Annotated in this window: 22 protein-coding genes and 1 pseudogene; 9 read left to right on the top strand and 14 right to left on the bottom strand. The window is 70.2% G+C overall.

The genetic code is table 11. The annotated features are described in order from the left end of the window. Positions 1-8 precede the first annotated feature (8 nt). Positions 9-1,223 carry an ROK family protein gene (locus tag O7621_RS13775; protein WP_282234320.1) on the bottom strand — a complete coding sequence of 405 codons (1,215 nt, stop codon included), beginning with the start codon at positions 1,221-1,223 and terminating at the stop codon, positions 9-11. Positions 1,224-1,297: 74 nt separating this feature from the next. On the opposite strand from O7621_RS13775, the gene xylA reads away from it, so the two are divergent. From xylA to O7621_RS13795, 4 genes and pseudogenes are all read left to right on the top strand, one after another. Further along, complete coding sequence (xylA, locus tag O7621_RS13780; protein ID WP_282234321.1) at positions 1,298-2,488, top strand: xylose isomerase; 1,191 nt, start codon at positions 1,298-1,300, stop codon at positions 2,486-2,488. Positions 2,489-2,536: 48 nt separating this feature from the next. Then, a complete protein-coding gene (gene xylB, locus O7621_RS13785; protein WP_282234322.1) occupies positions 2,537-3,955 on the top strand; it encodes a xylulokinase in 1,419 nt (472 codons plus the stop codon). A gap of 334 nt (positions 3,956-4,289) precedes the next feature. After that, positions 4,290-5,247, top strand: a pseudogene (locus tag O7621_RS13790) (IS630 family transposase). A gap of 402 nt (positions 5,248-5,649) precedes the next feature. Next, positions 5,650-9,786, top strand: coding sequence for a glycoside hydrolase family 9 protein (locus O7621_RS13795; protein ID WP_282234324.1), 4,137 nt, complete (start codon positions 5,650-5,652; stop codon positions 9,784-9,786). Between the two features lie 7 nt (positions 9,787-9,793). On the opposite strand, the gene O7621_RS13800 is transcribed toward O7621_RS13795, so the two are convergent. After that, positions 9,794-10,138 (bottom strand): hypothetical protein, encoded by a 345-nt coding sequence (locus O7621_RS13800; protein ID WP_282234833.1) that lies wholly within the window; start codon positions 10,136-10,138, stop codon positions 9,794-9,796. Here O7621_RS13800 and O7621_RS13805 point away from each other — a divergent pair. Both O7621_RS13805 and O7621_RS13810 read left to right on the top strand, forming a co-directional pair. Beyond that, positions 10,065-10,622 (top strand): Scr1 family TA system antitoxin-like transcriptional regulator, encoded by a 558-nt coding sequence (locus tag O7621_RS13805; RefSeq protein ID WP_282234325.1) that lies wholly within the window; start codon positions 10,065-10,067, stop codon positions 10,620-10,622. The genes O7621_RS13800 and O7621_RS13805 overlap by 74 nt on opposite strands. Further along, complete coding sequence (locus tag O7621_RS13810) at positions 10,613-10,798, top strand: DUF397 domain-containing protein (RefSeq protein WP_282234326.1); 186 nt, start codon at positions 10,613-10,615, stop codon at positions 10,796-10,798. The genes O7621_RS13805 and O7621_RS13810 overlap by 10 nt, the downstream gene beginning before the upstream one ends. Before the next feature lie 167 nt (positions 10,799-10,965). Here the strand turns inward: O7621_RS13810 and O7621_RS13815 are convergent, their stop codons facing one another. Next, positions 10,966-11,559 carry a TetR/AcrR family transcriptional regulator gene (locus O7621_RS13815; RefSeq protein WP_282234327.1) on the bottom strand — a complete coding sequence of 198 codons (594 nt, stop codon included), beginning with the start codon at positions 11,557-11,559 and terminating at the stop codon, positions 10,966-10,968. Between the two features lie 80 nt (positions 11,560-11,639). On the opposite strand from O7621_RS13815, the gene O7621_RS13820 reads away from it, so the two are divergent. After that, entirely contained in the window at positions 11,640-12,404 is a 765-nt protein-coding gene (locus O7621_RS13820; protein WP_282234328.1) for a DUF2306 domain-containing protein, read from the top strand. Here O7621_RS13820 and O7621_RS13825 read toward each other — a convergent pair. Further along, on the bottom strand, positions 12,399-13,052 hold the full coding sequence (locus O7621_RS13825) for a nucleotidyl transferase AbiEii/AbiGii toxin family protein (protein WP_282234329.1): 654 nt from the start codon (positions 13,050-13,052) through the stop codon (positions 12,399-12,401). The two genes, O7621_RS13820 and O7621_RS13825, sit on opposite strands and share 6 nt — an antisense overlap. 2 nt (positions 13,053-13,054) lie before the next feature. Beyond that, the gene (locus O7621_RS13830; protein ID WP_282234330.1) at positions 13,055-13,621 is read right to left on the bottom strand and encodes a hypothetical protein; all 567 of its coding nucleotides are present in this window, start codon (positions 13,619-13,621) and stop codon (positions 13,055-13,057) included. A gap of 100 nt (positions 13,622-13,721) precedes the next feature. On the opposite strand from O7621_RS13830, the gene O7621_RS13835 reads away from it, so the two are divergent. Then, entirely contained in the window at positions 13,722-15,125 is a 1,404-nt protein-coding gene (locus tag O7621_RS13835; protein ID WP_282234331.1) for an MFS transporter, read from the top strand. On the opposite strand, the gene O7621_RS13840 is transcribed toward O7621_RS13835, so the two are convergent. The 9 genes from O7621_RS13840 to O7621_RS13880 all read right to left on the bottom strand — a co-directional run bounded on the left by O7621_RS13840 (position 15,094) and on the right by O7621_RS13880 (position 23,488). Next, positions 15,094-16,770 (bottom strand): glycoside hydrolase family 13 protein, encoded by a 1,677-nt coding sequence (locus O7621_RS13840; protein ID WP_282234332.1) that lies wholly within the window; start codon positions 16,768-16,770, stop codon positions 15,094-15,096. The two genes, O7621_RS13835 and O7621_RS13840, sit on opposite strands and share 32 nt — an antisense overlap. Before the next feature lie 135 nt (positions 16,771-16,905). Then, entirely contained in the window at positions 16,906-17,970 is a 1,065-nt protein-coding gene (locus O7621_RS13845; RefSeq protein WP_282234333.1) for a LacI family DNA-binding transcriptional regulator, read from the bottom strand. A gap of 49 nt (positions 17,971-18,019) precedes the next feature. Beyond that, entirely contained in the window at positions 18,020-18,988 is a 969-nt protein-coding gene (locus tag O7621_RS13850; protein ID WP_281553732.1) for a carbohydrate ABC transporter permease, read from the bottom strand. 5 nt (positions 18,989-18,993) lie between these two features. Continuing rightward, positions 18,994-20,058 (bottom strand): sugar ABC transporter permease, encoded by a 1,065-nt coding sequence (locus O7621_RS13855; RefSeq protein WP_282234334.1) that lies wholly within the window; start codon positions 20,056-20,058, stop codon positions 18,994-18,996. Positions 20,059-20,147: 89 nt separating this feature from the next. Then, a complete protein-coding gene (locus O7621_RS13860; RefSeq protein ID WP_282234335.1) occupies positions 20,148-21,494 on the bottom strand; it encodes an ABC transporter substrate-binding protein in 1,347 nt (448 codons plus the stop codon). Positions 21,495-21,657: 163 nt separating this feature from the next. Beyond that, complete coding sequence (locus O7621_RS13865) at positions 21,658-22,116, bottom strand: TspO/MBR family protein (RefSeq protein WP_282234336.1); 459 nt, start codon at positions 22,114-22,116, stop codon at positions 21,658-21,660. Positions 22,117-22,285: 169 nt separating this feature from the next. Beyond that, positions 22,286-22,429, bottom strand: a complete 144-nt coding sequence (locus O7621_RS13870; RefSeq protein ID WP_199757467.1) for a GPGG-motif small membrane protein — start codon at positions 22,427-22,429, stop codon at positions 22,286-22,288. A gap of 49 nt (positions 22,430-22,478) precedes the next feature. Continuing rightward, positions 22,479-23,168, bottom strand: coding sequence for a metallophosphoesterase (locus tag O7621_RS13875; RefSeq protein ID WP_282234591.1), 690 nt, complete (start codon positions 23,166-23,168; stop codon positions 22,479-22,481). Between the two features lie 29 nt (positions 23,169-23,197). Further along, positions 23,198-23,488 (bottom strand): hypothetical protein, encoded by a 291-nt coding sequence (locus O7621_RS13880; protein ID WP_282234337.1) that lies wholly within the window; start codon positions 23,486-23,488, stop codon positions 23,198-23,200. 261 nt (positions 23,489-23,749) lie between these two features. Between O7621_RS13880 and O7621_RS13885 the strand changes: the two genes are divergently transcribed. Continuing rightward, positions 23,750-24,433 (top strand): dTMP kinase, encoded by a 684-nt coding sequence (locus O7621_RS13885; protein ID WP_282234338.1) that lies wholly within the window; start codon positions 23,750-23,752, stop codon positions 24,431-24,433. Positions 24,434-24,571: the final 138 nt, after the last annotated feature.

Genomic DNA, 24,571 nt, shown 5'->3' on the forward strand with positions numbered 1-24,571 from the left:
CGTTGGCGTCAGCCAGCGGCCAGCCAGGGGGCCGGGTGGTCGCGTACCGCCCGGACGACCGCGCCGGCCGCGCCGGTCGCCGCCGCCTCGGCGCCGAGCAGCGAGGCCCGGACGGTCACCGGTGACCAGCCGACGGTCAGCACCCGTCGACCTATCTCCGCCTCGACGGCCGGCGACAGCCATGGGGCCAGCGGTGCGTAGATGCCACCGAGCACGATGGTCTGCACATCCAGCAGGTTGACCACCCCGGCGAGCACCACACCGAGCGCGGCGGCCGCCGCCGTCAACGCGCGGCGCACCTGTGGCTCGGAGCCTGCCGCCCGCTCGGCGACCTGGCGCAGCGCCTCGGTGGCGGTCAGCCCCTGCCCGGCCAGGCCGGCCGAGCGCAGGATCGCCTCCTGACCGGCGTACTGCTCGAGACAGCCGCGTGCCCCGCATCGGCAGCTCGGTCCGTCCGGCCGGACCGCGAGGTGGCCGAGCTCGCCGCTCCACCCCCGGGTGCCCCGGAACAGGCGACCGTCCAGCACGATCCCGGCACCGATGCCGATCTCGCCGGAGACGTAGACGAAGTCGGCCGGCGCACCGTGGCGGGCGTGCAGCTCACCCAGGGCGGCGAGGTTGGCCTCGTTGTCCACGGTCAGCGGTACGCCGGCGAGCGGGCTGCCGTCGGTGGCCAGCACGGCCGCAACGTCCACGTCGTGCCAGCCCAGGTTCGGCGCGAGCCGGACCAGCCCGTCCCCGGTCACCAGCCCGGGTACGGCCAGCGCGGCGCCGGCCAGCGGAAGCTCGCGCGCCTGCGGCGCGGTGAGCACCTCGCCGGCCAGCGCGGCGAGCCGGGCCAGCACCAGCTCCGGCGGGTGCGGCCGTTGATCTGCCGGTAGCACCGCTCGATGGCGTACCGTTCCGGACAGATCCACCAGGCAGGCGGCCAGGTAGTCGACGTTGATCTCCAGGCCGAGACCGGCCGGGCCGTCGGCGGCGAGTGCCAGCCCGGTCGCCGGCCGGCCGGCACCGGTCCGGGGCACCGGCGCGACCTCGGTGAGCAGGTTGCCGCCGATCAGCTCGTCGACGAGCGCCGAGACGGTGGCCCGGGTCAGCCCGGTCGTCGCGGCGATCTCGGCGCGGGATGGTGGGCGCTGGGCGGCGGCGACCTGGCGGACCACCAGGCCGAGATGGTGCTCGCGCAGACCAGCCTGGCGGAGCGGGGATTCTGGCGTGCGCATGGCCTTGACAATGCCACACGCCGGGAAAATAATTCAATCACTAAACAAATCTGTCGTGTTACGCGGAGGTCACCATGACAGTCCAGCCCACGCCGGCCGACAAATTCTCCTTCGGGCTCTGGACCGTTGGATGGCAGGCCCGCGACCAGTTCGGCGACGCCAGCCGAGGCCCGCTCGACGCTGTCGAGGCGGTGCACCAGCTCGCCAACCTCGGCGCGTACGGCATCACCTTCCACGACGACGACCTGATCCCGTTCGGCGCCGACTCGGCCAGCCGCGACCAGCACATCGCCCGGTTCCGCAAGGCGCTCGACGAGACCGGCCTGGTTGTGCCGATGGTCACCACCAACCTCTTCGGCCACCCGATCTTCAAGGACGGCGGCTTCACCAGCAACGACCGCTCCATCCGGCGGTTCGCGCTGCGCAAGGTGCTGCGCAACATCGACCTCGCCGCCGAGCTCGGCGCGAAGACCTTCGTCATGTGGGGCGGCCGGGAAGGCTCCGAGTACGACCACGCCAAGGACATCCGGGCCGCGCTCGACCGCTACCGGGAGGCCGTCGACCTGCTCGGCCAGTATGTCCTCGACCGCGGCTACGACCTGCGCTTCGCCATCGAGCCCAAGCCCAACGAGCCGCGCGGCGACATCCTGCTGCCCACCGTCGGCCACGCCCTGGCGTTCATCTCCAGCCTGGCCCACCCGGAGCTGGTCGGCCTGAACCCCGAGGTCGGCCACGAACAGATGGCCGGGCTCAACTTCACCCACGGCATCGCCCAGGCCCTGTGGCACGGCAAACTGTTCCACATCGACCTCAACGGCCAGCGCGGCGTCAAGTTCGACCAGGACCTGGTCCTCGGCCACGGCGACCTGCTCAACGCGTTCTCCCTCGTCGACCTGCTGGAAAACGGCGGCCCCGACGGTGGCCCGGCCTACGACGGCCCCCGGCACTTCGACTACAAGCCGTCGCGCACCGAGGACTACACCGGTGTGTGGGCGTCCGCTGCCGCCAACATGCGCATGTACCTGCTGCTCAAGGAGCGGGCGGCGGCGTTCCGGGCCGACCCGGAGGTGCAGGAGGCGCTAGCCGCCAGCAAGGTTCCGGACCTGGCCGTACCCACCCTCAACCCCGGCGAGACGTACACCGACCTGCTCGCCGACCGGTCCAGCTTCGAGGACTTCGACCCGGAGGCCGTCGCCGAGCAGGGCTTCCACTTCATCCGGCTCAACCAGCTCGCGGTCGAGCACCTGCTCGGCGCCCGTTCCTGACCACCAGCTGACCCTGACACCCGCCCGACCCCTCATGGAGGCCCAGCCGTGACCCTCGTCGCCGGCGTCGACTCGTCGACCCAGTCGTGCAAGGTGGTGATCCGCGACGCGGACACCGGCAAGCTGGTCCGGGAGGGCCGGGCGGCGCATCCGGACGGCACCGAGGTGCACCCGGACGCCTGGTGGGCGGCGCTGCAACAGGCCGTCGACTCCGCCGGCGGGCTGGACGACGTGTCCGCCGCCGCCGTCGCCGGCCAACAGCACGGCATGGTCTGCCTGGACGAGGGCGGCGACGTGGTCCGCCCCGCCCTGCTGTGGAACGACACCCGCTCGGCCGGTGCCGCCGCCGAACTGATCGACGAGTTCGGTGGCGGCACCGCCGGGCGGCAGGCCTGGGCCGACGCGGTCGGCCTGGTGCCGGTGGCCAGCTTCACCATCACCAAACTGCGCTGGCTGGCCCGCACCGAGCCGGCGTCGGCCGACCGTACGGCTGCGGTGTGCCTGCCGCACGACTGGCTGACCTGGCGGCTGGCCGGCACCGGCGACCTGGCCGCGCTGCGCACCGACCGCAGCGACGCCAGCGGCACCGGCTACTGGTCGGCAGCCACCGGCCAGTACCGCCCCGACCTGCTCGAACACGCCTTCGGCCGGACGCCGCTGGTGCCGACGGTGCTCGGCCCCACCGACCCGGCCGGCGCGCTGCGCTCCGGCGCTCCGCTCGGCCCCGGCGCCGGTGACAACGCCGCCGCCGCGCTCGGCGTCGGTGCCCGTCCCGGCGACGTGATCGTCTCGATCGGCACCTCCGGCACCGTGTTCAGCGTCGCCGACACCCCGGCCGCCGACCCCAGCGGCACGGTCGCCGGCTTCGCCGACACCACCGGCCGGTTCCTGCCACTGGTCGCCACCCTCAACGCCGCCCGGGTGCTCGACGCCGCCGCGAAGCTGCTCGGCGTCGACCACGACCGGCTCGCCGAGTTGGCGCTGAGCGCGCCGGCCGGCGCCGACGGGCTGGTGCTGGTGCCGTACCTCGAAGGGGAACGCACCCCGGACCGGCCGACGGCCAGCGGCTCACTGCACGGGCTCACCCTGGCCAGTAGCACCCCCGCGCACCTGGCGCGGGCCGCCGTCGAGGGCATGCTCTGCGCGCTCGCCGACGGCCTGGACGCCCTCATCGCCCAGGGCGCGGCCGTCAACCGGGTCATCCTGGTCGGCGGCGGGGCGCGATCTGCAGCGGTACGCCGAATCGCGCCCGAGGTGTTCGGCTGCCCGGTGCTGGTCCCGCCGCCGGGGGAGTACGTCGCCGACGGTGCCGCCCGGCAGGCCGCCTGGCTGGCGCTGGGCATCCCGGACGCGCCGGACTGGACCCCGGCCGACACCGAGGAGTACGCCGCCGACGCGGTGCCCGCCATCCGCGCCCGGTACGCCGACGCCCGCGACCACGTCCTGAACCGGGTCACCTCCGGCTGACGTTGGCGGCAGTACCGCGCTGCCTGTTGTGGGTGACATGCGGTGGCGGATCTCGGAGTCTTCACAGTTGCGGGGCCATCCGGTCGATCAGCGCCTTGCTGCTTCGGGGAATGCTGGATTGCGGATCGATGAGCAGCTGCCATTCTTGCGCCATCTGATATCCGACCTGTGGCGGATTGAGTGGCACTGCTGAGGTATTGCGGGGAAGGTGAGCCGGCTGGCTACCCCCGGTCTACCGTGGTGACCACGTCGCCTCGGCGCGGTGCGTCCTCGTCTGGGCGGGCGCTGACCGCCTTGCCGTCGCGGTCAGTGGCCGTGGGGGCGTCGACCTCTCATCGACAGCGCTGAGGTGTCGGCTGCGGTCGGCACGCGGGCGCGGATCGTGTTGTGGCACGCCGACGGGCGGATGAAGAAGGACATCGCGGTGCTGGCCGGGGTATCGAGGCCGACGGTGGGCCTGAGTCCTCGCGCTGACCCGGATGACCCCGCCGACGGACACCGGCCTGTCGCACTGGTCCAGCCGCGAGATGGCCGCGTACGTCACCCGCACCGAGGGCGTGTCCGTCTCCCACCACTGGGTGGCCAGACTCTGGCGCGAACACGGACTCAAACCCCACCGCTCCGGCAGGTACAAGCTGTCCAAGGATCCGCGGTTCGCCGACAAGGTCGCCGACATCGTCGGCCTCTACCTCGACCCACCCGGCGGCGCGGTGGTCCTCAGCCTCGACGAGAAGACCCAGATCCAGACACTCGACCGCACCCAGCCGCTGCCGCCCATCGAGTTCGACGCCACCGAACACCGCACCCACGACTACGTCCGACACGGCACCACCAACCTGTCCGCCGCGCTCACCGTCGCCACCGGCGAGGTCTTCGGCGAGTGCCGGCCCTCCCGCGACGGGGCGGCGTTCCTGGCCTTCCTCCGCAGGGCCGTGGCCCCGCACCGGGGAGGCCAGGTCCACGTGGTGCTGGACAACCTGTCCACCCACACCACCCCCGACGTGCTCGCCTGGCTGGACGCCAACCCGCACGTGCACTTCCACGTCACCCCGACCGGATCGAGTTGGATCGACCAGATCGAGATCTGGTTCGGGATCATCACCCGCCAGGCCATCCGACGCGGCACCTTCGCCTCCGTCCAGGTCCTGACCCGGTCCATCCGTGACTACATCACCACCTGGAACGCCAACCCCCGCCCCTTCACCTGGACCGCCACCGCCGACGAGATCCTCGTCAAGGTCCAACTCGTCCAGACCAACATCAAGAAACTCGTCGCGAACAACACCAAGTAAACCCATCAGGATCACGAGGCACTAGGGCTGTATGGTGATCACTCTCTGGGCCACGTCCAGGTGTATCCCTAGTGAATGCTGACTGTTGGTGAACACTCGGGATCCGAGCGGTAGGGGCTGTTGTTCGGGGCCGGATCTCGTGAGTCCAGGCGTCAGTCCATCCATTGCGGTGGCTGGGGCTGGTGCCGGGACCTGCGCTTTCCTGGTTGATCACAGATGCGTAGGATCACCTCCACATCGCCGCCGGCGGCAGTCCGCTGCCCGTCCGGGTCACACCCCCGTCTACTGTCCAGGTTCGCCACATCGGCGATGAAGAGTTGGGTGCTGCAGTTTATGCGAACCTTGGTTTGGCTGCGAGCTAGACGTCGACCACTATGGACCTACTGCGTTGCGCTCGCGCTGGTGGTCGTGCTGGTGGTGACCGGCCACGCACGACCCGTCGCGGCGCAGAGCGCGTCAGGCTGCGAGTTCGGTGAATCGGCTCTCGAAGCTGGAGCGACCGGACCGGGTGAGGTCACGCTACGTATTGGTTGCGCGCGGGACATCGGGAGTTTCGGCGTATTCGCAGAGCGCGACGACGACATCGTCGCGATCCTGGAGTTCACCCCCGCCCGCGACGAGGCTGAGCTCCGCGAGATCCTGCAACGTCAGGTTGACGACGCCAACCAGGCGCGCGACGCGGGAGTCAGCCTGAGCACGTACCTCCTCGCAAAGGCGGACGAGTTCGGGATTGGGTACTACGCGGAGCAGGACGAGGATATCGACTTCGACGGCGAGATTCACCGGATGGCCAACCACCTGGTGATAGTGATCCCGCAGGCGGAGGTCGAGGCCGCGTGGAGTTGGATCGGCGTCCTGAAGAAGATCGCGCTGGCGTTGATCTTCTTCGGTGTCTGGGCGCTCGTCGAAGGCACCTGCGTTGCCTTCTTCGCGCCAGAGGCGCCGGTGGCCGCGGTGCTGTGCGGAGCCTTCGCGGGATTCATCGCAGGCGGTGTACGGGAGTTGCTGTCGGCTGTCTTCGCCGGCAAGGAGATCAATAGCGACGTGTGGTCGGACGTACTCGGGACCGCGCTCGGCGGTGCGTTCGTCGGCGCGACCCTGCACGGTGCCATTCAGCTGGTCGAGTCGACTGTCCGGCCCATGTACGCCGCGCTGGGGAAGTTCCTGAGGGAAACCAGCCTCAAGGTGTGGAACTCGCTCAAGAGCTTCGTCAGCCACGCAGCCGACATGTTCACGGCCGAGGCCGCGGACGTCCTGCGCAAGGCAGTGGAGCTCGCAGCCCGGCACGGGATCGGAACGTTCGCGACCGGCAAGTGCCCCGGCTACGACCCCAGCTCCGACAACGGCACTGGGCTCGGGTGGCAGGAACTCGGCCGGATGCAGGACGGCCTCAAGCGGCTCCTCGATCGGCTCGATAACGACAACAGCTCGGGCGAAACGGTATCGAGGACCAAACTGCAGTACGCGGACGTCGACGGAGACGGTCTGTCGGACCGGATCCTGGTCGCGGCGGCCGGACGCGCCGAACTGTCGCAGAACGTCGGGTGCGGCGAGGACGGCCAGCGGCTCTGGGCGCAGCGTAGTGACGCCGGACCGATCGAGGACATACTGGAGCAGTTCAACGCCGACCAGGTCCACTTCGGCGACCTCGACGGCGATGACCGAGCAGACCTTATCGCGGTCCTCGAGGCCAGCCAGTCACCGACCGGTGTCCCGATGATCCAAGCCTGGCGCAGTGAGTCGTCGATCAGTGACATCCGGTGGGCGGCGGGCAGCAGGGTCGCGGACAACCTCGGGTTCGCTGCTGCCGACCGGCGCTTCTTCCTCGACATCGACGGTGACGGTGACAGCGACTACCTGACGGTCACCGCGGACAACACCGTGAGCGCCTGGGAGAACACCGCGTGGGGCCTGCCCGCGCCGGCTGATTGGAGCCGGATTGACGGCTTCGGGTATCCGGGCCAGGGACAGGGCGGCGGGAAGGTCCACTTCGCCGACGTCACCGGGGACGGCCGCGCGGATCTGCTCCTGGTCGACTACGTTACTGGCGGGGTCCAGGCATGGGAGAACGTCGGCAGCCCGTGGACCAGTTCGACCGGCTGGCGGTCACTGGGCACCATCCGGATGGGTGCGCCGCTGGCTGGTGGCTCCGGTGCGATCTTCAGCGACCTCGATGGCGACCAGGTCGCGGACCTGCTGCTGCTTGACAGTGTCGAGGGCGGCGTCGACGGTTGGCGGCTGCCGCGCTACGGGTCAGGCGAACAGGGGCCGGGCCAGCCAGGCGTACCGACCTCCCCGGAGCAGCTTCCGCCGGGGACGCTGCCGGCGTACAGCGGTGGCGATCCGCGTCCGCAGGTGACTGGCCGGCTGATTCAGAACGGCAACTTCACCGGCAGCTTCAAACCCTGGTGGGTGAACGCGGGGATGACGCCGAAGGTGGACGGTGGGGTGTTCTGCGTGACCGCCCCGGCATCGAAGAAGCCATGGGATGTGCTTGTCGGGCACAACAGCATTTACCTGCCACGAGGGAACTCCTACACGTTCCGGTTTCGGGTGCGGACCAGCGAGACGGTGCCGTTGGTGGTGCAGATCGCTCCGTTCGACAACCCGAACCACACGACGTACCTGGCCAAGTATCCGACCGTCACCGGCGGGGCGTGGCGGACCTACGAGTACACCTTCAACACCAGCTTCAGCCAGGAGTACGTGCTGTCGCAGGTACAGTTCCGCCTCGGCGGGTCGGACCAGGCATACGAGTTCTGCATGGACGACGTGACGCTCAACGGTGCCAGCTACGTGTACCAAGCGCAGCGGGGTCCGGCGGTGAAGGTCAACCAGCACGGCTACCTGCCGCAGGGGCCGAAACGGGCGACGGTGGTGACGGACGCGGCGAACCCGCAGTCCTGGACGCTGCGGCGGGTCGGCGGCGGCGACGTGGCGACCGGGCAAACCATCCCGGCCGGCTTCGACGGCTCGGCCGGCGCTTCGGTCCACCTGGTCGACTTCAGCCCGGTGACGGCGACCGGCCGGTTCGAACTGGTGGTCGGTGGTCAGGCCAGCTACCCGTTCGACATCCGGACGGACCTGTACGCGTCACTGCGAACGGACTCGATGCGGTTCTTCTACCCGAACCGGAGCGGCATCGCAATCGACGGCGGCATTGCCGGGGCGGAGTACGCCCGCCCGGCCGGGCATGTGGCGTCCTCGCCGGGCGGGGGCGACACTGCGGTGCCGTGCCAGTTCCCGCAGTCGTTCTTGGACAACTGGACATGTGACTACACGCTGGACGTCACCGGCGGTTGGTACGACGCGGGCGACCATGGCAAGTACGTGGTCAACGGCGGCATCGCCACCTACCAGCTGCTCTCGGCGTGGGAACGGGCCGTGGCGGTGGGTCGGTCCGGGCCGCTGGGCGACTCCACCCTGGCGATCCCGGAGCGCGGCAACGGGGTGCCCGACATCCTCGACGAGGCCCGCTGGAACCTCGAGTTCATGTTGAAGATGCAGGTACCGGACGGGCTGCCACTGGCCGGGATGGTGCACCACAAGGTCCACGACGAGTCGTGGACCGGGCCGCCGATGCTGCCGCACCAGGACACGAAGCAGCGCGAGCTGCACCGGCCGTCGACGGCGGCGACGTTGAACCTGGCCGCGGTCGCGGCCCAGGGGGCGCGGATCTTCGCTTCGTACGATGCGGCGTTCGCCTCCCGGCTGCGGTCGGCGTCGCAGCGGGCCTACGCCGCGGCGCTGGCCAACCCGACGCTCTACGCGCCCAGGGCGGACCGCTCCGGCGGTGGCCCGTACGCCGACAGCGACGTCACCGACGAGTACTACTGGGCGGCGACGCAGCTGTACCTGACCACCGGCAGCGGGACGTACCTCGACGCGGTGCGGGCCAACCCGTACCACACTGCGGGGGCGGCGTTCAACCAGAACGGTTTCTACTGGGGGCAGGTCGCCGCTCTCGCCCAGCTGGATCTGGCCCGCTTCGGTAGCGGGCTGTCCGAGCAGGCGCAGATCCGCCATTGGGTGACGACCGCGGCGAACCGGCTGATCTCGTTCCAGCAGGCCGAACGGTTCGGGCAAACGTACACCCCGACCAGCGGTCTGTACGACTGGGGATCGAACGCGTCGATCCTGAACAATCAGGTGGTGATCGCCACGGCGTACGACCTGACTGGCAACACGATGTACGTCGACGCGGTGTTCGAGGCGTTCGACTACCTGTTGGGCCGCAACGCCCTCGGTCAGTCCTACGTCACCGGGTACGGCGCCAACGACGCGAAGAACCAGCACAGCCGCTGGTACGCGAGGTCGTTCGACTCGACGCTGCCGAATCCGCCGGTCGGATCGGTGTCCGGTGGGCCGAACTCCAGCCTGCAGGACCCGCTGTCGGCGTCCTGGCTGCACGGCTGCGCCCCCCAGTTGTGCTACGTGGACAACCTGGAGGCCTGGTCGACGAACGAGATCACCATCAACTGGAACTCGGCGCTGGCGTGGGTCAGCGCCTTCGCCGCCGACGAGGCACCGCGCCGGTGATCCACCGTCACCCATCGGTGATTCGTCGCTGATCTATCGCTGAAAGCCGGCCGGCCCGCCCGGGAGAGATCCGGGCGGGCCGGCCGTTCAGCCGGGTCCGACGGCCCCTGCTGAGGACCGCGCCCGGCCGGTTGAGCGCGTCCTTGTACGCCTGGACGCCGACCGCCTTGCCGTTGCGGTCAGGCTCCTCAGCGTTGATTTCCCGGCCGTGGAGCAGCACCCACGAGCGCCACTCGGGGGAGGGCCAGACCCTCCTGGACCCGGAGTCGGACCGGCGCTTGCCGTCCACGTGGTCGCACTGCCGCAGCGCCATCAGATCACCGGGGCACACCAGAGCTCCGTCGTCAGGCATCGTCCGACGCTACGTACGATTCGGCGGAAGCGCAGATCATCAGCCAAACACCAGGCCGGAGGAGCTTGAGCCGACCCAGGCCGCCCGACTGGACCGGCAGGAAATCGTCACCCGGGCCACCAACGCCTGCCGACTGGTGGTGGTGCTCGACGAAATCGTGCTACGCCGCTCCGTGGGCGGGCCGGAGGTGATGCGCGACCAGTTGACGGCGATCGCCGACGCCAACCAACGGCAGAACGTGCAGGTGCACATCGTCCCGTTCACCACCAAGGGCTATCCCGGGGTGCTCGGGCCGATGGTGCTGGCGACCGTGGCCGGCCGGCCGGCCGGTCGGCTTCCTCGAAGGCCACCAGGAGGGGCGGTTGATCGAAGCCAAGGATGGCACCGAGGCGCTGGAAGAGGATCGGGAAGCTATCCGGGGTACGCTCTGCCCGCACGACTGTCCCAAGAGATGGTCATGGAGGCGATCGAGACATGGAGCTGACCGAGGCGCGTTGGCGCAAGAGCACCAAGTCCGACAGCGGCAACTGTGTCGAGGTGGCCAACAACCTGCCGGTCCGCGTCTACGTCCGGGACACCAAGAACCGTGACGGCGCGACGTTGGCCTTCGCCCCGTCGTCCTGGTCGAGCTTCGTCGAGATGGCGAAGACGTCCGTCTGAGCTTCCGTGAACCCACTCCGGCCATCCGTAGCCGGAGCACACAGAGCCCCAGGACCCCGCGCCAGTCGCCACGGTCCCGGGGCTTTCTCTGCGTTCGTCGAGATGAGGCTGACGCACGTTAAAACACGGGAATAACGTGCGTCAGCCTCATCTCGACGACTTCAATCTCAGCCGGCCGGGTCGCGCAGGATCGCCGCGAACGTGTCGCGGATCAGCTGGTCCGTCGGGGCGTCCAGGCCGAGTTTCGTCAGGCCACCGGTGAGACGCAGGGTGGTCAGGCCATGAACGGTGCACCAGATGGTGCGGGCCAGCGTGGTGGCGGACTGACCGGCGGGCAGGAAACTCGCCTCCTGCGCCTCGGTCACCGCCCCCACCAGGGGCGCGAAGGTGTCAGGCCTTACCTCGGCCCACGACCAGTACCGGAACATCATGCCGAAGATTGCGCTGTTCTCCTCGGCGAAGCGCAGGTACGCGGCGACCAGGCGGATGATGCGGTCGGCGGGGTCGGTTGCCTGCGCGGCGGCGGCGCGCTGGGCAGCACCGAACGCGTCGTACCCCTCGTCACGCAGCGCGGACAGCAGCGCCTCGCGGTCGGTGAAGTGCCGGTACGGCGCTGCGGAGCTGACGCCGACCCGCCGGGCCAGCTCGTTGAGGCTGAAGCCCTCCGCGCCGCGTTCGGCCAGTAGCTCCCGGGCGCCGGCGAGCAGCGCATCGCGTAGCGCTCCGTGGTGGTACGTCCGGCGGGTGGCCCCAGCTGCCATGTTGACGACATTAACATCAAGCCGTATGTTGACGTCACTTACATTGTGAACGGCACTTACATACTCGCCAGGGGGCGGTCATGAGCGACACGGCAGTGGTGGCGTCACCACCGGTGCGGACGACCAGCGGCAGGCCGGTGCGGCGGTCCCGCATCGGCTGGACGGCGGTGCTGCTCACCTCGCTCGCGATCGGCGGGTTTTCGTTGTACACCTACGCCAGCGCAGACCTGCGTGCCCTCGCCAACGACGGTGCCGGGTTGGCCAGCACCTACGTGGACGCGCCGCTGCCGGTCCGGTGGGCCTTCTACGTCCACGTCGCCCTCGGGTCGCTCGCGCTGCTGCTCGGGCCGTGGCAGTTTTCCCAGCGACTGCGCCGCCGCTGGCCGATGGCCCACCGCTCGGTCGGCGTGGCGTACCTGCTCACCGTCGGTGTCGCGGCGGTGAGCGCACTGGTGATGCTGCCGTTCAACCAGGCCCGGATGGTCGGCTTCTTCGGGTTCGGCGCAGTCGCGCTGCTCTGGGCGTTCACGGCGTGGCGCGGCTTCGACACCGCGCGGCGGCGGGACCTGCGCCAGCACCAGGCCTGGATGATCCGCAACTACGCGTTGACGTTCGCCGCTGTCACCCTGCGCTCGTGGGTCGGTGTCCTCATCGTCGTGCAACTGCCGTTCGCCGGGCCGGACGCGGATCCGGACCTGCTGTTCGAGACCGCCTACGCCGCCGTGCCGTTCCTGTCCTGGTTGCCCAACGTGATCGTCGCCGAGTGGCTGATCCGCCGACGCGGGCTGCCCTCGTACCGCCTCGTCGATCGGGTGCCGGGCCCAGGAACGTCTCGCGGATCATGACCTGCGGTGCTGCCCGTCGAGTAGCTTGCGGCGCCAGGCGGCGAACTGGTCGCGGAGGTCGTCCAGCGACTGGCCGGTGACGCCGTACGGAGCGAATTCGTCGGGATCGAGCCGACCGGCTTGTCCCAGCGCGTCGGCGAAGATGCGTCGGTCGAAGCCGCGGTCGGCGTGCTGTGCGAGATCGAGGAGGGCTTCCTGGGTGTAGCGGCCGGATCTGAGCGTGGCGGCGATGTCGATGAAGTCACGGGCGAACGCTCGCCCGTAGAGCGCGCTCATCTTGTTCGCGACCGCGTCGTCGGGGTGGAGCACCGGTCCAATCGCCATGAGGATGGGTTCGTTGGCGCGCCAGTCCACACCCAGCTCCACCTTCGAGACACGGGTGCCGTTGGAGACCGTCAGCCGGGCGAACGTGTCGTACTGTCGCTCGATGTCGACGGTCAGGCCCTCGTCGCGGTAGGCATCCACGACGGCGGTGACTGCGGTGCTGAATTCGTCGCGGCGGTCCCAGGCCGTGAACAGGTCGACGTCCTCACTGGGGCGTTCGAGCAGGCCGGCGGCTTGGACGGCGTAGCCGCCGGCGAGTGCGAAACCGTACCGGCGGGCGGCGGCAAGCCCGGTGCGGGCGAGTCGTTCGTGGAAGGCGTCCACTGCTATGCGGCGTTCGTGTCGATGGCGACAAGTTCGGGGAAGGTCTCCTCCCAGAGTCGCCGCAGTTGGGGCGGCAGCCATAGCGTGGGCCACAGCCGCCGGAGCAGGTCGGCGTTGATCCAGGTGTTCAGGTCGTCGACCGTGGCGGCCTCGGCGAGCACTACCTTGTACATACTGGCGAGGCGAGCGGGCCGGCTCAGGTCGTACTCCGCGTTGCCGGACCAGTCCATATGCCGGGGAAGGGTGACCACGCCTGCGGTCGGGCCGGTCAGCGCGGTGAGGTTGTCGGCCACGATGTAGGGCTTGCGGTCCCCGTAGGGGCGGTAGTCCGCTGGCGGCTGCGGTGCGGTCTTGCGTCGGCTGCGGTTGGCCGCCTGCCGGACCTCCGGTCGCAGGGCCTGGCGGATCGTCTCCCGGCTGTATCCGGTCACCCGCTGCAGGTCCACCGGCCGCCAGCCGGCCGCGTGGAACGCCCGCAACTGCTCGTCTCGTGAGGTCAGAGCGGCTGACCTGGTCGCCTCGTATCTGGCGATGACCGCCCGCAGATCGTCCTCGGAGTGCTGGCCCATGCGGAAAGCCTATCAGGCTGGGCCAAGCGTGCTGGGCATTCTCCTCGACTGACGGTGGCCGGCGCACCGATCGACGGCGCGCTGATCCATACTCGGCGGCATGACGCTGACCGGTGGGCGGGCGCACCGCATCTACAGCGTCGTCGTGTTCATCGTGCTCGCCTCGCTGGACAACGTGGCGATCGGTCTGGTCCCGCCGCTGTACGGCAGCATCGCCGACACGTACGCCGTACCGGAAGGGGCGATCGGCGCGGTCACCGCCGCGACCTTCCTGGTCAGTGCGGTCGCCGCGGTCGGCTGGGCGTACGTCGGCGACCACGGCAACCGCAAACCGCTGCTGATGGCCGGTACGGTGATCTGGGGCCTCGGCGCGGCCGGTACCGCCCTCGCGGGCAGCTACCCGGGGTTCTTCGCCGCGCAGCTGGTCGCCGCCGTCGGCCTCGGCGCGGTCGCCTCGGTCGGCTTCTCCGTGGTCAGCGACCTGATCACCCCCGGCCGGCGGGGCCTGGTGATGAGCTTCTGGGGGCTGTCGCAGGGCGTCGGCACGCTGGCCGGCACCCTGCTCGGCGGGCTGCTCGGGCACGCCGACTGGCGGCGGCCGTTCCTGGTGCTCGCCGCCGCCGGGCTGGCCGCCACGGTCGCGTACCTGTTCACCGTCGACGTGCGGCGCGGGCAGAGCCAGCCGGAGCTGGCCGACCGGTTCGCCGCCGGCGGCGAGTACGAGCACCGGATCAGCCGGGCCGACCTGCCGACGATCGCCCGGCGGCGGACCAACATCTGGCTGGTGGCGCAGGGCCTCACCGCGCAGGTCGCGTTCGGCTCGCTGGTCTGGCTGCCGGCGCTGTTCCGGGCCCGCGCCGAGGAGCAGGGCTACACCGCCGGTACGGCGATCATCGTCGGCAGCGTCTTCGCCACCCTGTTCCAGCTCGGCGGGGCGTTGTCGATCGTCGGTGGGCTGGTCGGCGACCGGCTGCAACGGCGTACCCCCCGGGGTCGGGCCCTGGTCGCGGCGGTCGGCATCCTCGCGGCGGTGCCGTTCTACCTGGTGTTGTTCTTCGTGCCGATGCGCATCGACGTGCCGGACGGCGCGGGTGCCGGCGCGGTGACCGCCGCCGTGCTGGGCGGGGTGTTCACCGAGCCGACGATCGGGCTGAGTTTCCTCACCGCGCTGCTCGCCCTGGCGTTGACCTCGGCGAACTCGCCGAACTGGTTCGCGTTGATCGCCGACGTGAACCCGCCGGAGCACCGGGGCACCGTCTACAGCCTCGGCAACCTGGTCAACGGGGTCGGGCGGGCGACCGGCAACGCATTGCTGCCGGTCGCCCTGCGGGCGGTCGGCGGTGTGGTCCCACCGCCGTTGAACTACGCCGTCGGCCTGGCCGTGTTCCAGCTGTTCTTCATCCCGACCGGGATCATGTACTGGCTGGCGTCGCGGACCGCCCCGCGTGACATCGACGACGTGCACACCCTGCTCAGCGAACGCGCTGCCGGGCCCAGACGGTGACGTCGGTCGGCACCTGCCCGCTGCCGGTCAGCGGACCGCTGGCGATCAGGGGTTCGGTGCCCGGCGGCAGCGACACCGGCTCGACACCGAAGTTCGTCACCACGGTCACCTCGTCGACGCAGCAGGCGAGCACGTCCTCCGGCGACTCCAGCCACCGCAGCCGGCCGGCGCCGAGCCCCAGCTCGCGGCGCAGCCGCAGCGCCGTCCGGTACAGCTCGTAGGTCGACCCCGGCACGTCGCGCTGCCGGTCGAGGGCGTACTCGGCCCACACCGGTGGCTGCGGCAGCCAGCTGGCGTCGGTCGGCCCGAACCCGTAGGACGGGCTGTCCGCCTCCCACGGGATCGGCACCCGGCAGCCGTCCCGGCCGCGCTCGGTGTGGTCGGTGCGCCGCCAGGTCGGGTCCTGCCGGACCTCGTCCGGCAGCGTGGTGTGCTCCGGCAGACCCAGCTCCTCACCCTGGTAGAGGTATGCCGAGCCGGGCAGCGCCAGCATCAGCAGGGTGGCGGCGCGGGCCCGGCGCAGCCCGAGCGCGGTGTCCGGCTGCGGGTCGTTCGCGCCGATGCCGCGCGGCCGGGCCGCGCCGATCGGCAGCGCCAGCCGGGTGGCGTGGCGCAGCACGTCATGGTTGGACAACACCCAGGTGGTGGGCGCGCCGACGGCCTCGGTGGCGGCCAACGACCGTTCGATCACCGTACGCTGCGCCTCGGAGGTCCACGCCGCCTCCAGGTACTCGAAGTTGAACGCCTGGTGCATCTCGTCCGGCCGGACGTACGCGGCGAGCCGCTCCGCCGGCTGCACCCACGCCTCGGCGACCAGGATCTGCTGACCGGGGTGCGCGTCCAGCACCGACCGCCACTGCCGGTAGATCTCGTGTACGCCGTCCTGGTCCCACATCGGCGGCCGGGGCTGGTCGACGTGATTGCCGGAGGTGGTTTCCTCCGGGTAGTGCCAGTCGGCCAGGTCGGCCTGTTTGACCAGGCCGTGCGCCACGTCGACCCGGAAGCCGTCGACGCCCCGGTCCAGCCAGAACCGCAGGATGGCCACGAACTCGTCGCGGACCTGCGTCGAGTCCCAGTTGAGGTCGGGCTGGCCGGCGTCGAACAGGTGCAGATACCACTGGCCCGGCGTACCGTCCGGGTTGTCGGTCCTGGTCCAGGCCGGGCCGCCGAAGACGGACCGCCAGCTGTTCGGCGGCTGGTCCCCATCTGGGCCGCGGCCGTCGCGGAAGATGTACCGGTCCCGGGCCGGGCTGCCCGGCTCGGCGCCGAGCGCCTCGACGAACCAGGGGTGCGCCGACGACGTGTGATTCGGCACCAGGTCGACGATCACCCGCAGCCCCCGGTCGTGGGCCTCGGCGATCAGCCGGTCGGCGTCGGCCAGCCGGCCGAAGATCGGGTCGACGTCGCGGTAGTCGGCCACGTCGTAGCCGGCGTCGGCCTGCGGCGACGGGTAGAACGGTGACAGCCAGATCGCGTCGACGCCGAGGGCGACGAGGTCGTCCAGTCGGGCGACGACGCCGGGCAGGTCACCGATGCCGTCGCCGTCGGAGTCGGCGAACGACCGCGGGTAGATCTGGTAGATGACCGCCTCCCGCCACCATTCGGTGCCGGCACCGTCACGGGTACGGGTCGATGGCGTGTTCACCAGTGTGCTCCTCAACTCAGCTCGGTTGGCGGGCTGCCCCGCTGCCAGGAACGCCCTGGCGGCGGGGTCGGCGGTGCCTCGTACGTGGGTTTACCAGGTCGGCCGGTGCGGTCACCCGGTTTCCCGCGGTGGCGGTCATCCCGTTTCTCGGGGTGGCGCGGTCGACTCGCGGACCACCAGTCGGGTGGGCAGGGTCACCGTCTCGGTCGGCGCGGCGGCGGTGTCGGCCAGCGGGCCGGCTGCGAGCGGGCCGGGCGGCGTGCCGGCGGCCAGTGGGCCGAGCAGCGTGCCGGCGGCCAGTCGGCCCTGCTCGGCGGCGGGTTGGGCGACGGTGGTCAGCCCGACCACCCGGGCCACGTCGTGGTCGTCGATGCCGATCACGCTGACGTCGGCCGGCACCCGCAGTCCGGCCTGCCGCAGTACGGCGATGGCGCCGAGTGCCATCTCGTCGCAGGCGGCGAAGATCGCAGTCGGCACCGGGCCACGGCGCAGCAGTTCGGCGGTGGCCAGTCCGCCGCCGGCGATGGTGAAATCGCCCTCCACGTCCAGCGTCGGGTCCGGGGTGAGGCCGGCCGTGACCAGTGCTTCCCGGTAGCCGCTGCGGCGGTCCAGGTGAGCGGTGAAGGCCAGTTCTTCACCGGAGTTGCCGGAGATGTGGGCGATCCGCCGGTGCCCGAGCCCGATCAGGTGGCCGGTGGCGGTCCGGGCGGCGGCCACGTCGTCGATCCGGATGCTGGGCCAGCCGGGTACGCCGGTGCCGGAGCTGACCGTCACCCCCGGCATGCCCAACGCGGAGATGGCGGCGAAATCGGTCCGGCGCAGTGGGGTGGCGACCAGCATCAGCGCGTCCACCCGGTGGCGCAGGCTGGCGGTGTGCAGCATCCGCTGTCGGGCGTTCTCCCGCCCACCGAGGTTGTACAGCAGCAGGTCGTAGCCGGCTTCCTGCAGCGTGTCCTCGGCGGCTTCGACGACGGTGCTGAAAAACCAGCGGGTGATCCGGGGCACCACGACGGCGACCGCGCGGGTCTTGCCGCCGGCCAGCCGCGACGCGCTGGGTGAGGCGATGTACCCGAGTTGCGCGGCGGCGTCGAGGACCCGCAGCCGGGTCGCCTCGGTGACGGTCGGCAGGCCCCGCAGGGCCCGCGAGACGGTCGCCGTGGAGACCCCGGCCAGCCGGGCGACGTCGTCGATTCTGGTCATGGATCATCACCTCGCCATCCGCGCGGTCGCGGCCGGCGTCAGCCCTTGGTCAGCCCTTGACGCTGCCGGCCAGCAGCCCTCGGACGAAGTACCGCTGCAGGGAGAGGAAGACGATCAATGGCACGATGATCGAGACGAAGGCACCGGACGTCAGGCGTTGCCACTGGTCACCTCGGGTGCCGGCGAGTTCGGCCAGCCGGACCGTCAGTGGTGCCACCCGACTCTCGCCGCCCGCGAAGATCAACGCGACGAGCAGGTCGTTCCAGACCCAGAGGAACTGGAAGATGCCGAACGCGGCCAGCGCCGGGGCGATCAGCGGCAGCACGATGGTCCGGAATATCTTCGGGTGGCTGGCCCCGTCGACCCGGGCCGCCTCCATCAGGTCCTTGGGCAGCTGCGACACGAAGTTGTGCAGCAGGAACACCCCCAGCGGCAGGGCGAAGCAGGTGTGCGCGAACCAGACCTGGACATAGCGTTCGTAGCTGTCCAGCCCCCAGGGTGGGGTGATGGTGACGCCGCCGATGGTGGTGCCCTGCGAGAAGAACCGCAGCAACGGCACCAGCGCCATCTGCAGCGGCACGATCTGAAGCGCGAAGATGCAGATGTAGATCAGGTCCCGGCCGCGGAAGTTGATCCAGGCCAGCGCATACGCGGCCAGTGCCGCGAAGGCCAGCGGGAACAGCACCGACGGGATGGTGATCACCAGTGAGTTGATGAAGTAGCTGGACAACTGCCCGGACGACGAGGACCGGCCGAACAGTACGTCCTGGTAGTTCTGCAGGGTGACCTGCGGGTTGGTGAAGAAGGTCCACCAACCGGTGGTCCGGATCTCCTCAGCCGGTCGGAACGAGGAGACGAACAGACCGAAGGTCGGAATGGTCCAGATCACCGCGATGACGATCGCGACGATCGTCGCCGTCGGAGTGTTGAGCCGCTTGCGGACCCGGCCGACCCGGGTACGGGGCCGTTCCTCCCCGCTGCTGGCCGGAGCGGCCACGGGGGGCGTGGTGGTGGTCACGGGTGTCACACCTCCCGCTGCTTGCGCAGGTTACGGATCTGGTAGATGACGATCGGGATGACCAGCACGAACAGGAACACCGCCAGGGCCGAGCCGTAGCCGTTCTGGCCGTAACGGAACGCCTGGTTGTACATCTCGTTGGCGATCACACCGGTGTCGTAGTTGCCGTTGGTCATCGTCCGGACGATGTCGAAGACCTTCAGGGTGGCGATCGAGATGGTCACCACCACGACGATCAGCGCCGGGCGGATGCTCGGCATGGTGACCCGCCAGAACATCTGCCAGGCGTTCACCCCGTCGAGGCGGGCGGCTTCGATGATGTCGGCCGGGATCGCCTTGATCGCGGCGGAGAGCACCACCATCGCGAATCCGGCCTGGATCCAGATCATCACCACGATCAGCAGCAGCGTGTTCAGTGGCGCGTTGAGTTGCAGCCAGCGCTGCGGTTCCCAACCGAACAGCGTGACCAGGTAGTTGAGCAGGCCGTACTGCTCCTGTTCGCCGCCCCGGTACGCGTAGACGAACCGCCAGATGATGCTGGCGCCGACGAAGGAGATCGCCATCGGCATGAAGACCAACGACTTGGCCAACGCCTCGAACCGGGCCTTGTCCACCATGATCGCGTAGAGCAGGCCGATCGCGGTCGCCACCGTCGGCACCAGGATCACCCAGATCAGGGTGTTGGTCAGCACCTGGATGATCTCGTCCTGGGAGAACATCCAGCGGTAGTTCTCCAGGCCGACCCAGTTCTCGCTGCGTCCGTCCATGAACGACAGGACGGTGGTGCGCAGCGCCGGGATGACCAGCCCGATCCCGAGCAGTAGCAGGGCTGGCAGCAGAAAGAACAGGCCGAACATGCCTTCGCCGCCGCGCCGGGGTCGGCCGATCGGCATCGATCCGCCGCCACCACCGGCGCTGGCCGCGATCAGCCGCTGCTCCCGTCGGCGGGCGAACCAGCTTGGCACCGCGTCGAGCAACAGCAGCATGCCGCCGACGATCACCACGAACGCGATCAGGCCGTACAGCAGCATCAACAGCTTCGGGTACTGCTCAGCGAAGTCGAAGTACATCCGCCCTCCCAACGGATCGTCGACCGGAGCCAGCTATGGTGCGGCCGGCCCACCCCCGGTGTGCTCGTGGGTGGGCCGGCCGCGTGGTGTCAGCTGGTCGGCCAGGAGCCTTCGATGTAGTCGAGGGTCTCTTCGGTGCTCTGGCCGCTGAGCCAGTCCACCATGCCGCGCCAGAAGGTGCCCGCGCCGACCGCGGCCGGCATCAGGTCCGAACCGTCGAAGCGGAACGTGGTGTTCTCGTCCTGCAGGATCTCCACGGAGAGCCGGTCGATCGGGTTCTCCACGTTGGCGATGTCCAGCCCGCTGTTGGCCGACACCCAGTTGCCGAGCGAGGCCCGGCTGTTGGCGTACTCCGGCGAGGCCAGGTAGGTCTGCACCGCCTGGACCTCGGGCCGGTCGGCGAAGGCCACGGTGAACTCGCCACCGCCGAGGACCGGCTGGCCGGCGCTCGGGTCGTTGGTCGGGAAGTAGAACGCGAAGACGTCGCCGTCCTCGGCCACCTCGGTGCCCTCGGGCCACTGGTTGGCGTAGAAGCTGGCCTGCCGGTGCAGCGCGCAGTCACCGTCGAGGATCGGCACGCCCGCCTCCTGGAACGCGGTCGCGGTGATGCTGTCCACGCCACCGAAGCCGCCGTTGACGTACTCCTCGTTCTTGAGGATCGAGCCGGCCTGGTCGACGGCCTCGGCGACCCGCGGGTCGTTGAACGGGATGTCGTGGGTGGTCCACTGGTCGTAGACCTCCGGCGTCTGGGTCCGGAGCATGATGTCCTCGATCCAGTCGGTGGCCGGCCAGCCGGTGGCGTCACCGGACTCGACCCCGACGCACCACGGCTTGGTGCCGGTGGCGGCGACCTCGTCGCTGAGCGTGATCAGGTCGTCCCAGGTCTCCGGCACGGTCCAGCCGTTGTCGGCGAACATGCTCGGCGAGTACCAGACGAAGGACTTGACGTTGGAGCCGAGCGGGGCGCCGTAGAAGGTGCCGTCGACCGTGCCGTACGCCAGCCAGTCCTCGCTGTAGTTGGCCTCGGCCATCGCCTTGGTCTCGTCGGAGGCGGCCTGCAGCTGGCCGGCCTCGGCGAACCGCCCGAGCAGGCCGGGCTGCGGGATGAAGGCGATGTCCGGCGGGTTGCCGCCGTCCACCCGCACCTGCAGCTGGGCTTCGAACTCGCCACTGCCCTCGTAGCGGATGTCGATGCCGGTGCAGTCGACGAACTCGCTCCAGGACTGCTCGAGCAGGTCCGCCTCGGCGTCACGGATCGAGGCGTAGATCGTCACCTCGGTGCCGTCGTTGCCCTGGTAGTCACTGTATGGGGCGCATTCCTCGGAATCCGGGTCCGCGCTGGTGCCGCTGTCGGAAACACACGCCGTCGAGGCGAGGGCCAGCCCGAGCACGCTGGCGAGCGCGAAGGCCTGGCGTGGTCTGGTGAAGACCGCCATGGAGCGTTCTCCCTTCCTAGCCGGCGGGCCCCGCGTCCCTGCGGTCTGGCTGCGCCGGTCGGTTGCTGTCTGGGCGTCTTCACATGTAAGCGCTTGCAATGGAAGCGCGTCCAGTCCTGACCAGCTACGAGCCAGTAACGATTCGGAAACCTTGACCCGCTACTCAGCTGTTGAGCTGCCAGATGGACAGGTTCAGCGCGGCGGCGAAGGTGACCCAGCCCCAGTACGGGACCATCAGCAGAGCAGCCGGTCGCCAGACCCGCCAGAACAGCACCACGGTGAGGCCGACAAGCAGCCAGAGGAGCACGATCTCGGCGAACGCCAGACCGTACCGGCCGGCGGCGAAGAACAGCGGTGTCCAGGCGGCGTTGAGCACCAGTTGGGCCAGCCAACTGGCGATCGCCAGGCCGGCACCGGCCCGCCGCCAGACGGTGAACCCGGCGACGGCGATCAGCACGTACAGGATGGTCCAAACCGGGCTGAACAGCCAGGACGGCGGTGCCCAGGACGGCTGGACCAGTTCGGCGTAACGGGAACCGGCGTCGCGGGCGGCGAACGCCCCGACCGCTGCGGCCGCCGCCACCAGGCCGAGGAACACCGGTAGACCCCACCACGAGCGCATGGCAACTCCAGGGGAATGCATGGCGACTCCAGGAAACAGGTAGGGCCGGGGCCGCCGGCGCCGGTCCGCGGTGGGGAGGACCGGGCCGGTTCCGGCGGCCCCGGCAGGCTCGGGGTCGATGTGGTCAGGTCGATGTCGGTTGAGGGGGCCGGGGTTACGCCCGGCACCGTCAAGCGAACAGGCTCACGCCACCGGGGCCGACCAGCAGCCCGACGACGATCAGCACGATGCCCCAGAGCAGTTGCCGGCGGAACAGCGCGAGAACGCCGGCGACGACCAGGACGACTGCGAGAATCCAGAGAAGTAGCTCCATGGCCGCTGAATACCCTTGCGGCCGGCGACGGAAACCTGCACCGGTCTGGTCAAGGGACCGACCCGGCGAGCGAATACACGCTGTACGCCTGTTTGATCACCGGATGGGCGACGTTCCGGACCCGTACCCCACCGGGTGTGGTGCCCCGCTCCGTGCCGAAGTGGGCGTGACCGTGCACCGCGAGGTCGGTCGGTGCCGCGTCGATCGCCTCGGCAAGCAGGTAGGAGCCGAGGAACGGGTAGATCTCGGGCGGCTCGCCGGCTAGCGTCTCCGGCACCGGCGAATAGTGGGTCAGCGCCACCCGTACGTCGCAATCCAGCCCGGCCAGCGCCGCCCCTAGCCGATCCGCAGCGTCCGCCGTGGTGGCGACGAACGCCTTCATCTCCGGCTCGCCGAACCGGCTCGCGCAGCGCCCGGCGAACCCGCCACCGAACCCTTTGACCCCGGCTATCCCGAGCCGGCCGCCGGGGCAGTCCACCACCACGCCGTCGCCGTCGAGCACCGTGACCCCGGCGTCGCTGAGTATCCCGACCAGCTGCGGCACCTGGTCACAGTGGTGGTCGTGGTTGCCGAGCACCGCCACCACCGGGACCGCCAGACCGCCGAACTCGTCGGCCACGCACCGCGCCTCCGACTCCGTGCCGTGCCGGGTCAGGTCGCCGGCCAGCAGCAGGACGTCGGCCCGGTCGCCGAGCTGCACCAACGCCGGGCGGAACCGGCCCAGCACGTCGCTGTCCATGTGCACGTCTCCGACGGCCGCGACGCGGATCACGACAGCTCCTCCGTCTCGGTCGGCGCGGTGGTCCGGCTGACGACGATGTCGACGATCAGGCGTACGCCGGGGAAGCGCTCAGCCACCAGCCGGACGATCTCCGCCCGCCGGTGGGCGCTCTCGACCTCCCCGCACAACACCAGGCTGTGGTCCCGGCGGGAGACGCCCACCCCCTGCTCGGCGATGTCGGCGTGCTCGCTGAGCAGCCGCTGCACCGCAGCCTCGGTGTATCCGTCCAACCGGTCCGGCCCGGTCTTTCGCGTTGACTGCCCCGATGTCCGGGTCATCTGCCCACCTCCTGGCTGTCGTCCGGTGCCCGTCGGTGACCTACCCGTTCCCGGCCGGTTCGTGCCTGCAGGCACAGCGCGTCACAGCGGTGAACGGGTGGCGGCGTGCACGTGCTCGCTACCGTTGGGAAGGTGCTCGTCACAGCGACCCATGCGCCACCACCGTCACCGTCCCGGCCCGCGCCTCGCCAGCCGTCGCCCGTACAGTCCACGTCGTCAGCCGTGCCGCCATGCCCGCCACCGGACACCGCAGGGAGCACAGTGGACGCCGATCCGGCCTGGTCGCCGCCGGCCGGGCTGCGACGGATCGCCTTGGTGGGCATCGACGGGGTCGGCAAGACCACTCAGGCGCACCTGCTGGCCGAGGCGCTGACCACTGCCGGCCGGCCCGCCCGGTACTGGCGCAACGCTGGCGGCCGACGCTGGCTCGACCGGTTCGCGGTCCGACTCGGACGCCCGGACGCCCGGCGGATGGTCGGCCGTGGTGGGCTGATGTTCCTCGAGGCGTTGCTGCGCTGGCTCGCGATCGCCCGGTCGGTGCTCGGCTCCCGCCGGTCGATCGCGGTGATGGACCGGTACGCGGTCTGCCAGTACGCCAGCATCCGCACCCATGGCGCCGGCCGCTGGGAGCGGCTCGCCCGGCTGGCCTACCGGGTGTTTCCCCAACCGGACGTGACGTTCCTACTCTTGCTGCCGCCCGTCGAAGCGGCCCGGCGGATCGACGCCCGGGGCACCGACCACGAGTCGCTGGAGTTCCTGGCGACCAGCGCGGCCGCATACGGGTCACTGCCGGAGGCCGCCGGGTTCGTGGCCATCGACGCCCGGGGCACGGCCGCCCAGGTCGCCGCAGTGATCCGGCAGCGGCTGACCGAATGGCAGCCGGACGACGGCCGTCCGGCCGGCGCCTCGTGGCGGCCGGGTCCAGACGATTCGCGTGCGTCGTGACCCGCAGGCCGGTGTCTGTCGGGAGCTGCTGAACCGTGCACCCCGCTCGGGCCGTACTCCTGGCCAGGACCAACCAACCGGCGTCGGCCAGGACCAACCAACCGGCGGGCAGTGACGAGGATCGCAGGAGGGGTAGTG

Origin of the sequence: Solwaraspora sp. WMMD937, from assembly GCF_029581175.1 — a bacterium.
In the GTDB taxonomy this organism is placed as follows: Bacteria; Actinomycetota; Actinomycetes; order Mycobacteriales; family Micromonosporaceae; genus Micromonospora_E.

What these genes read in the sequence shown, in the direction of transcription:
- O7621_RS13775 (WP_282234320.1), bottom strand. Translation starts at nt 1,223, where the DNA reads ATGCGCACGCCAGAATCCCCGCTCCGCCAGGCTGGTCTGCGCGAGCAC.
- xylA (WP_282234321.1), top strand. Translation starts at nt 1,298, where the DNA reads ATGACAGTCCAGCCCACGCCGGCCGACAAATTCTCCTTCGGGCTCTGG.
- O7621_RS13800 (WP_282234833.1), bottom strand. Translation starts at nt 10,138, where the DNA reads ATGCCTGACGACGGAGCTCTGGTGTGCCCCGGTGATCTGATGGCGCTG.
- O7621_RS13810 (WP_282234326.1), top strand. Translation starts at nt 10,613, where the DNA reads ATGGAGCTGACCGAGGCGCGTTGGCGCAAGAGCACCAAGTCCGACAGC.
- O7621_RS13815 (WP_282234327.1), bottom strand. Translation starts at nt 11,559, where the DNA reads ATGGCAGCTGGGGCCACCCGCCGGACGTACCACCACGGAGCGCTACGC.
- O7621_RS13820 (WP_282234328.1), top strand. Translation starts at nt 11,640, where the DNA reads ATGAGCGACACGGCAGTGGTGGCGTCACCACCGGTGCGGACGACCAGC.
- O7621_RS13830 (WP_282234330.1), bottom strand. Translation starts at nt 13,621, where the DNA reads ATGGGCCAGCACTCCGAGGACGATCTGCGGGCGGTCATCGCCAGATAC.
- O7621_RS13835 (WP_282234331.1), top strand. Translation starts at nt 13,722, where the DNA reads ATGACGCTGACCGGTGGGCGGGCGCACCGCATCTACAGCGTCGTCGTG.
- O7621_RS13845 (WP_282234333.1), bottom strand. Translation starts at nt 17,970, where the DNA reads ATGACCAGAATCGACGACGTCGCCCGGCTGGCCGGGGTCTCCACGGCG.
- O7621_RS13855 (WP_282234334.1), bottom strand. Translation starts at nt 20,058, where the DNA reads ATGTACTTCGACTTCGCTGAGCAGTACCCGAAGCTGTTGATGCTGCTG.
- O7621_RS13860 (WP_282234335.1), bottom strand. Translation starts at nt 21,494, where the DNA reads ATGGCGGTCTTCACCAGACCACGCCAGGCCTTCGCGCTCGCCAGCGTG.
- O7621_RS13865 (WP_282234336.1), bottom strand. Translation starts at nt 22,116, where the DNA reads ATGCGCTCGTGGTGGGGTCTACCGGTGTTCCTCGGCCTGGTGGCGGCG.
- O7621_RS13870 (WP_199757467.1), bottom strand. Translation starts at nt 22,429, where the DNA reads ATGGAGCTACTTCTCTGGATTCTCGCAGTCGTCCTGGTCGTCGCCGGC.
- O7621_RS13875 (WP_282234591.1), bottom strand. Translation starts at nt 23,168, where the DNA reads ATGGACAGCGACGTGCTGGGCCGGTTCCGCCCGGCGTTGGTGCAGCTC.
- O7621_RS13880 (WP_282234337.1), bottom strand. Translation starts at nt 23,488, where the DNA reads ATGACCCGGACATCGGGGCAGTCAACGCGAAAGACCGGGCCGGACCGG.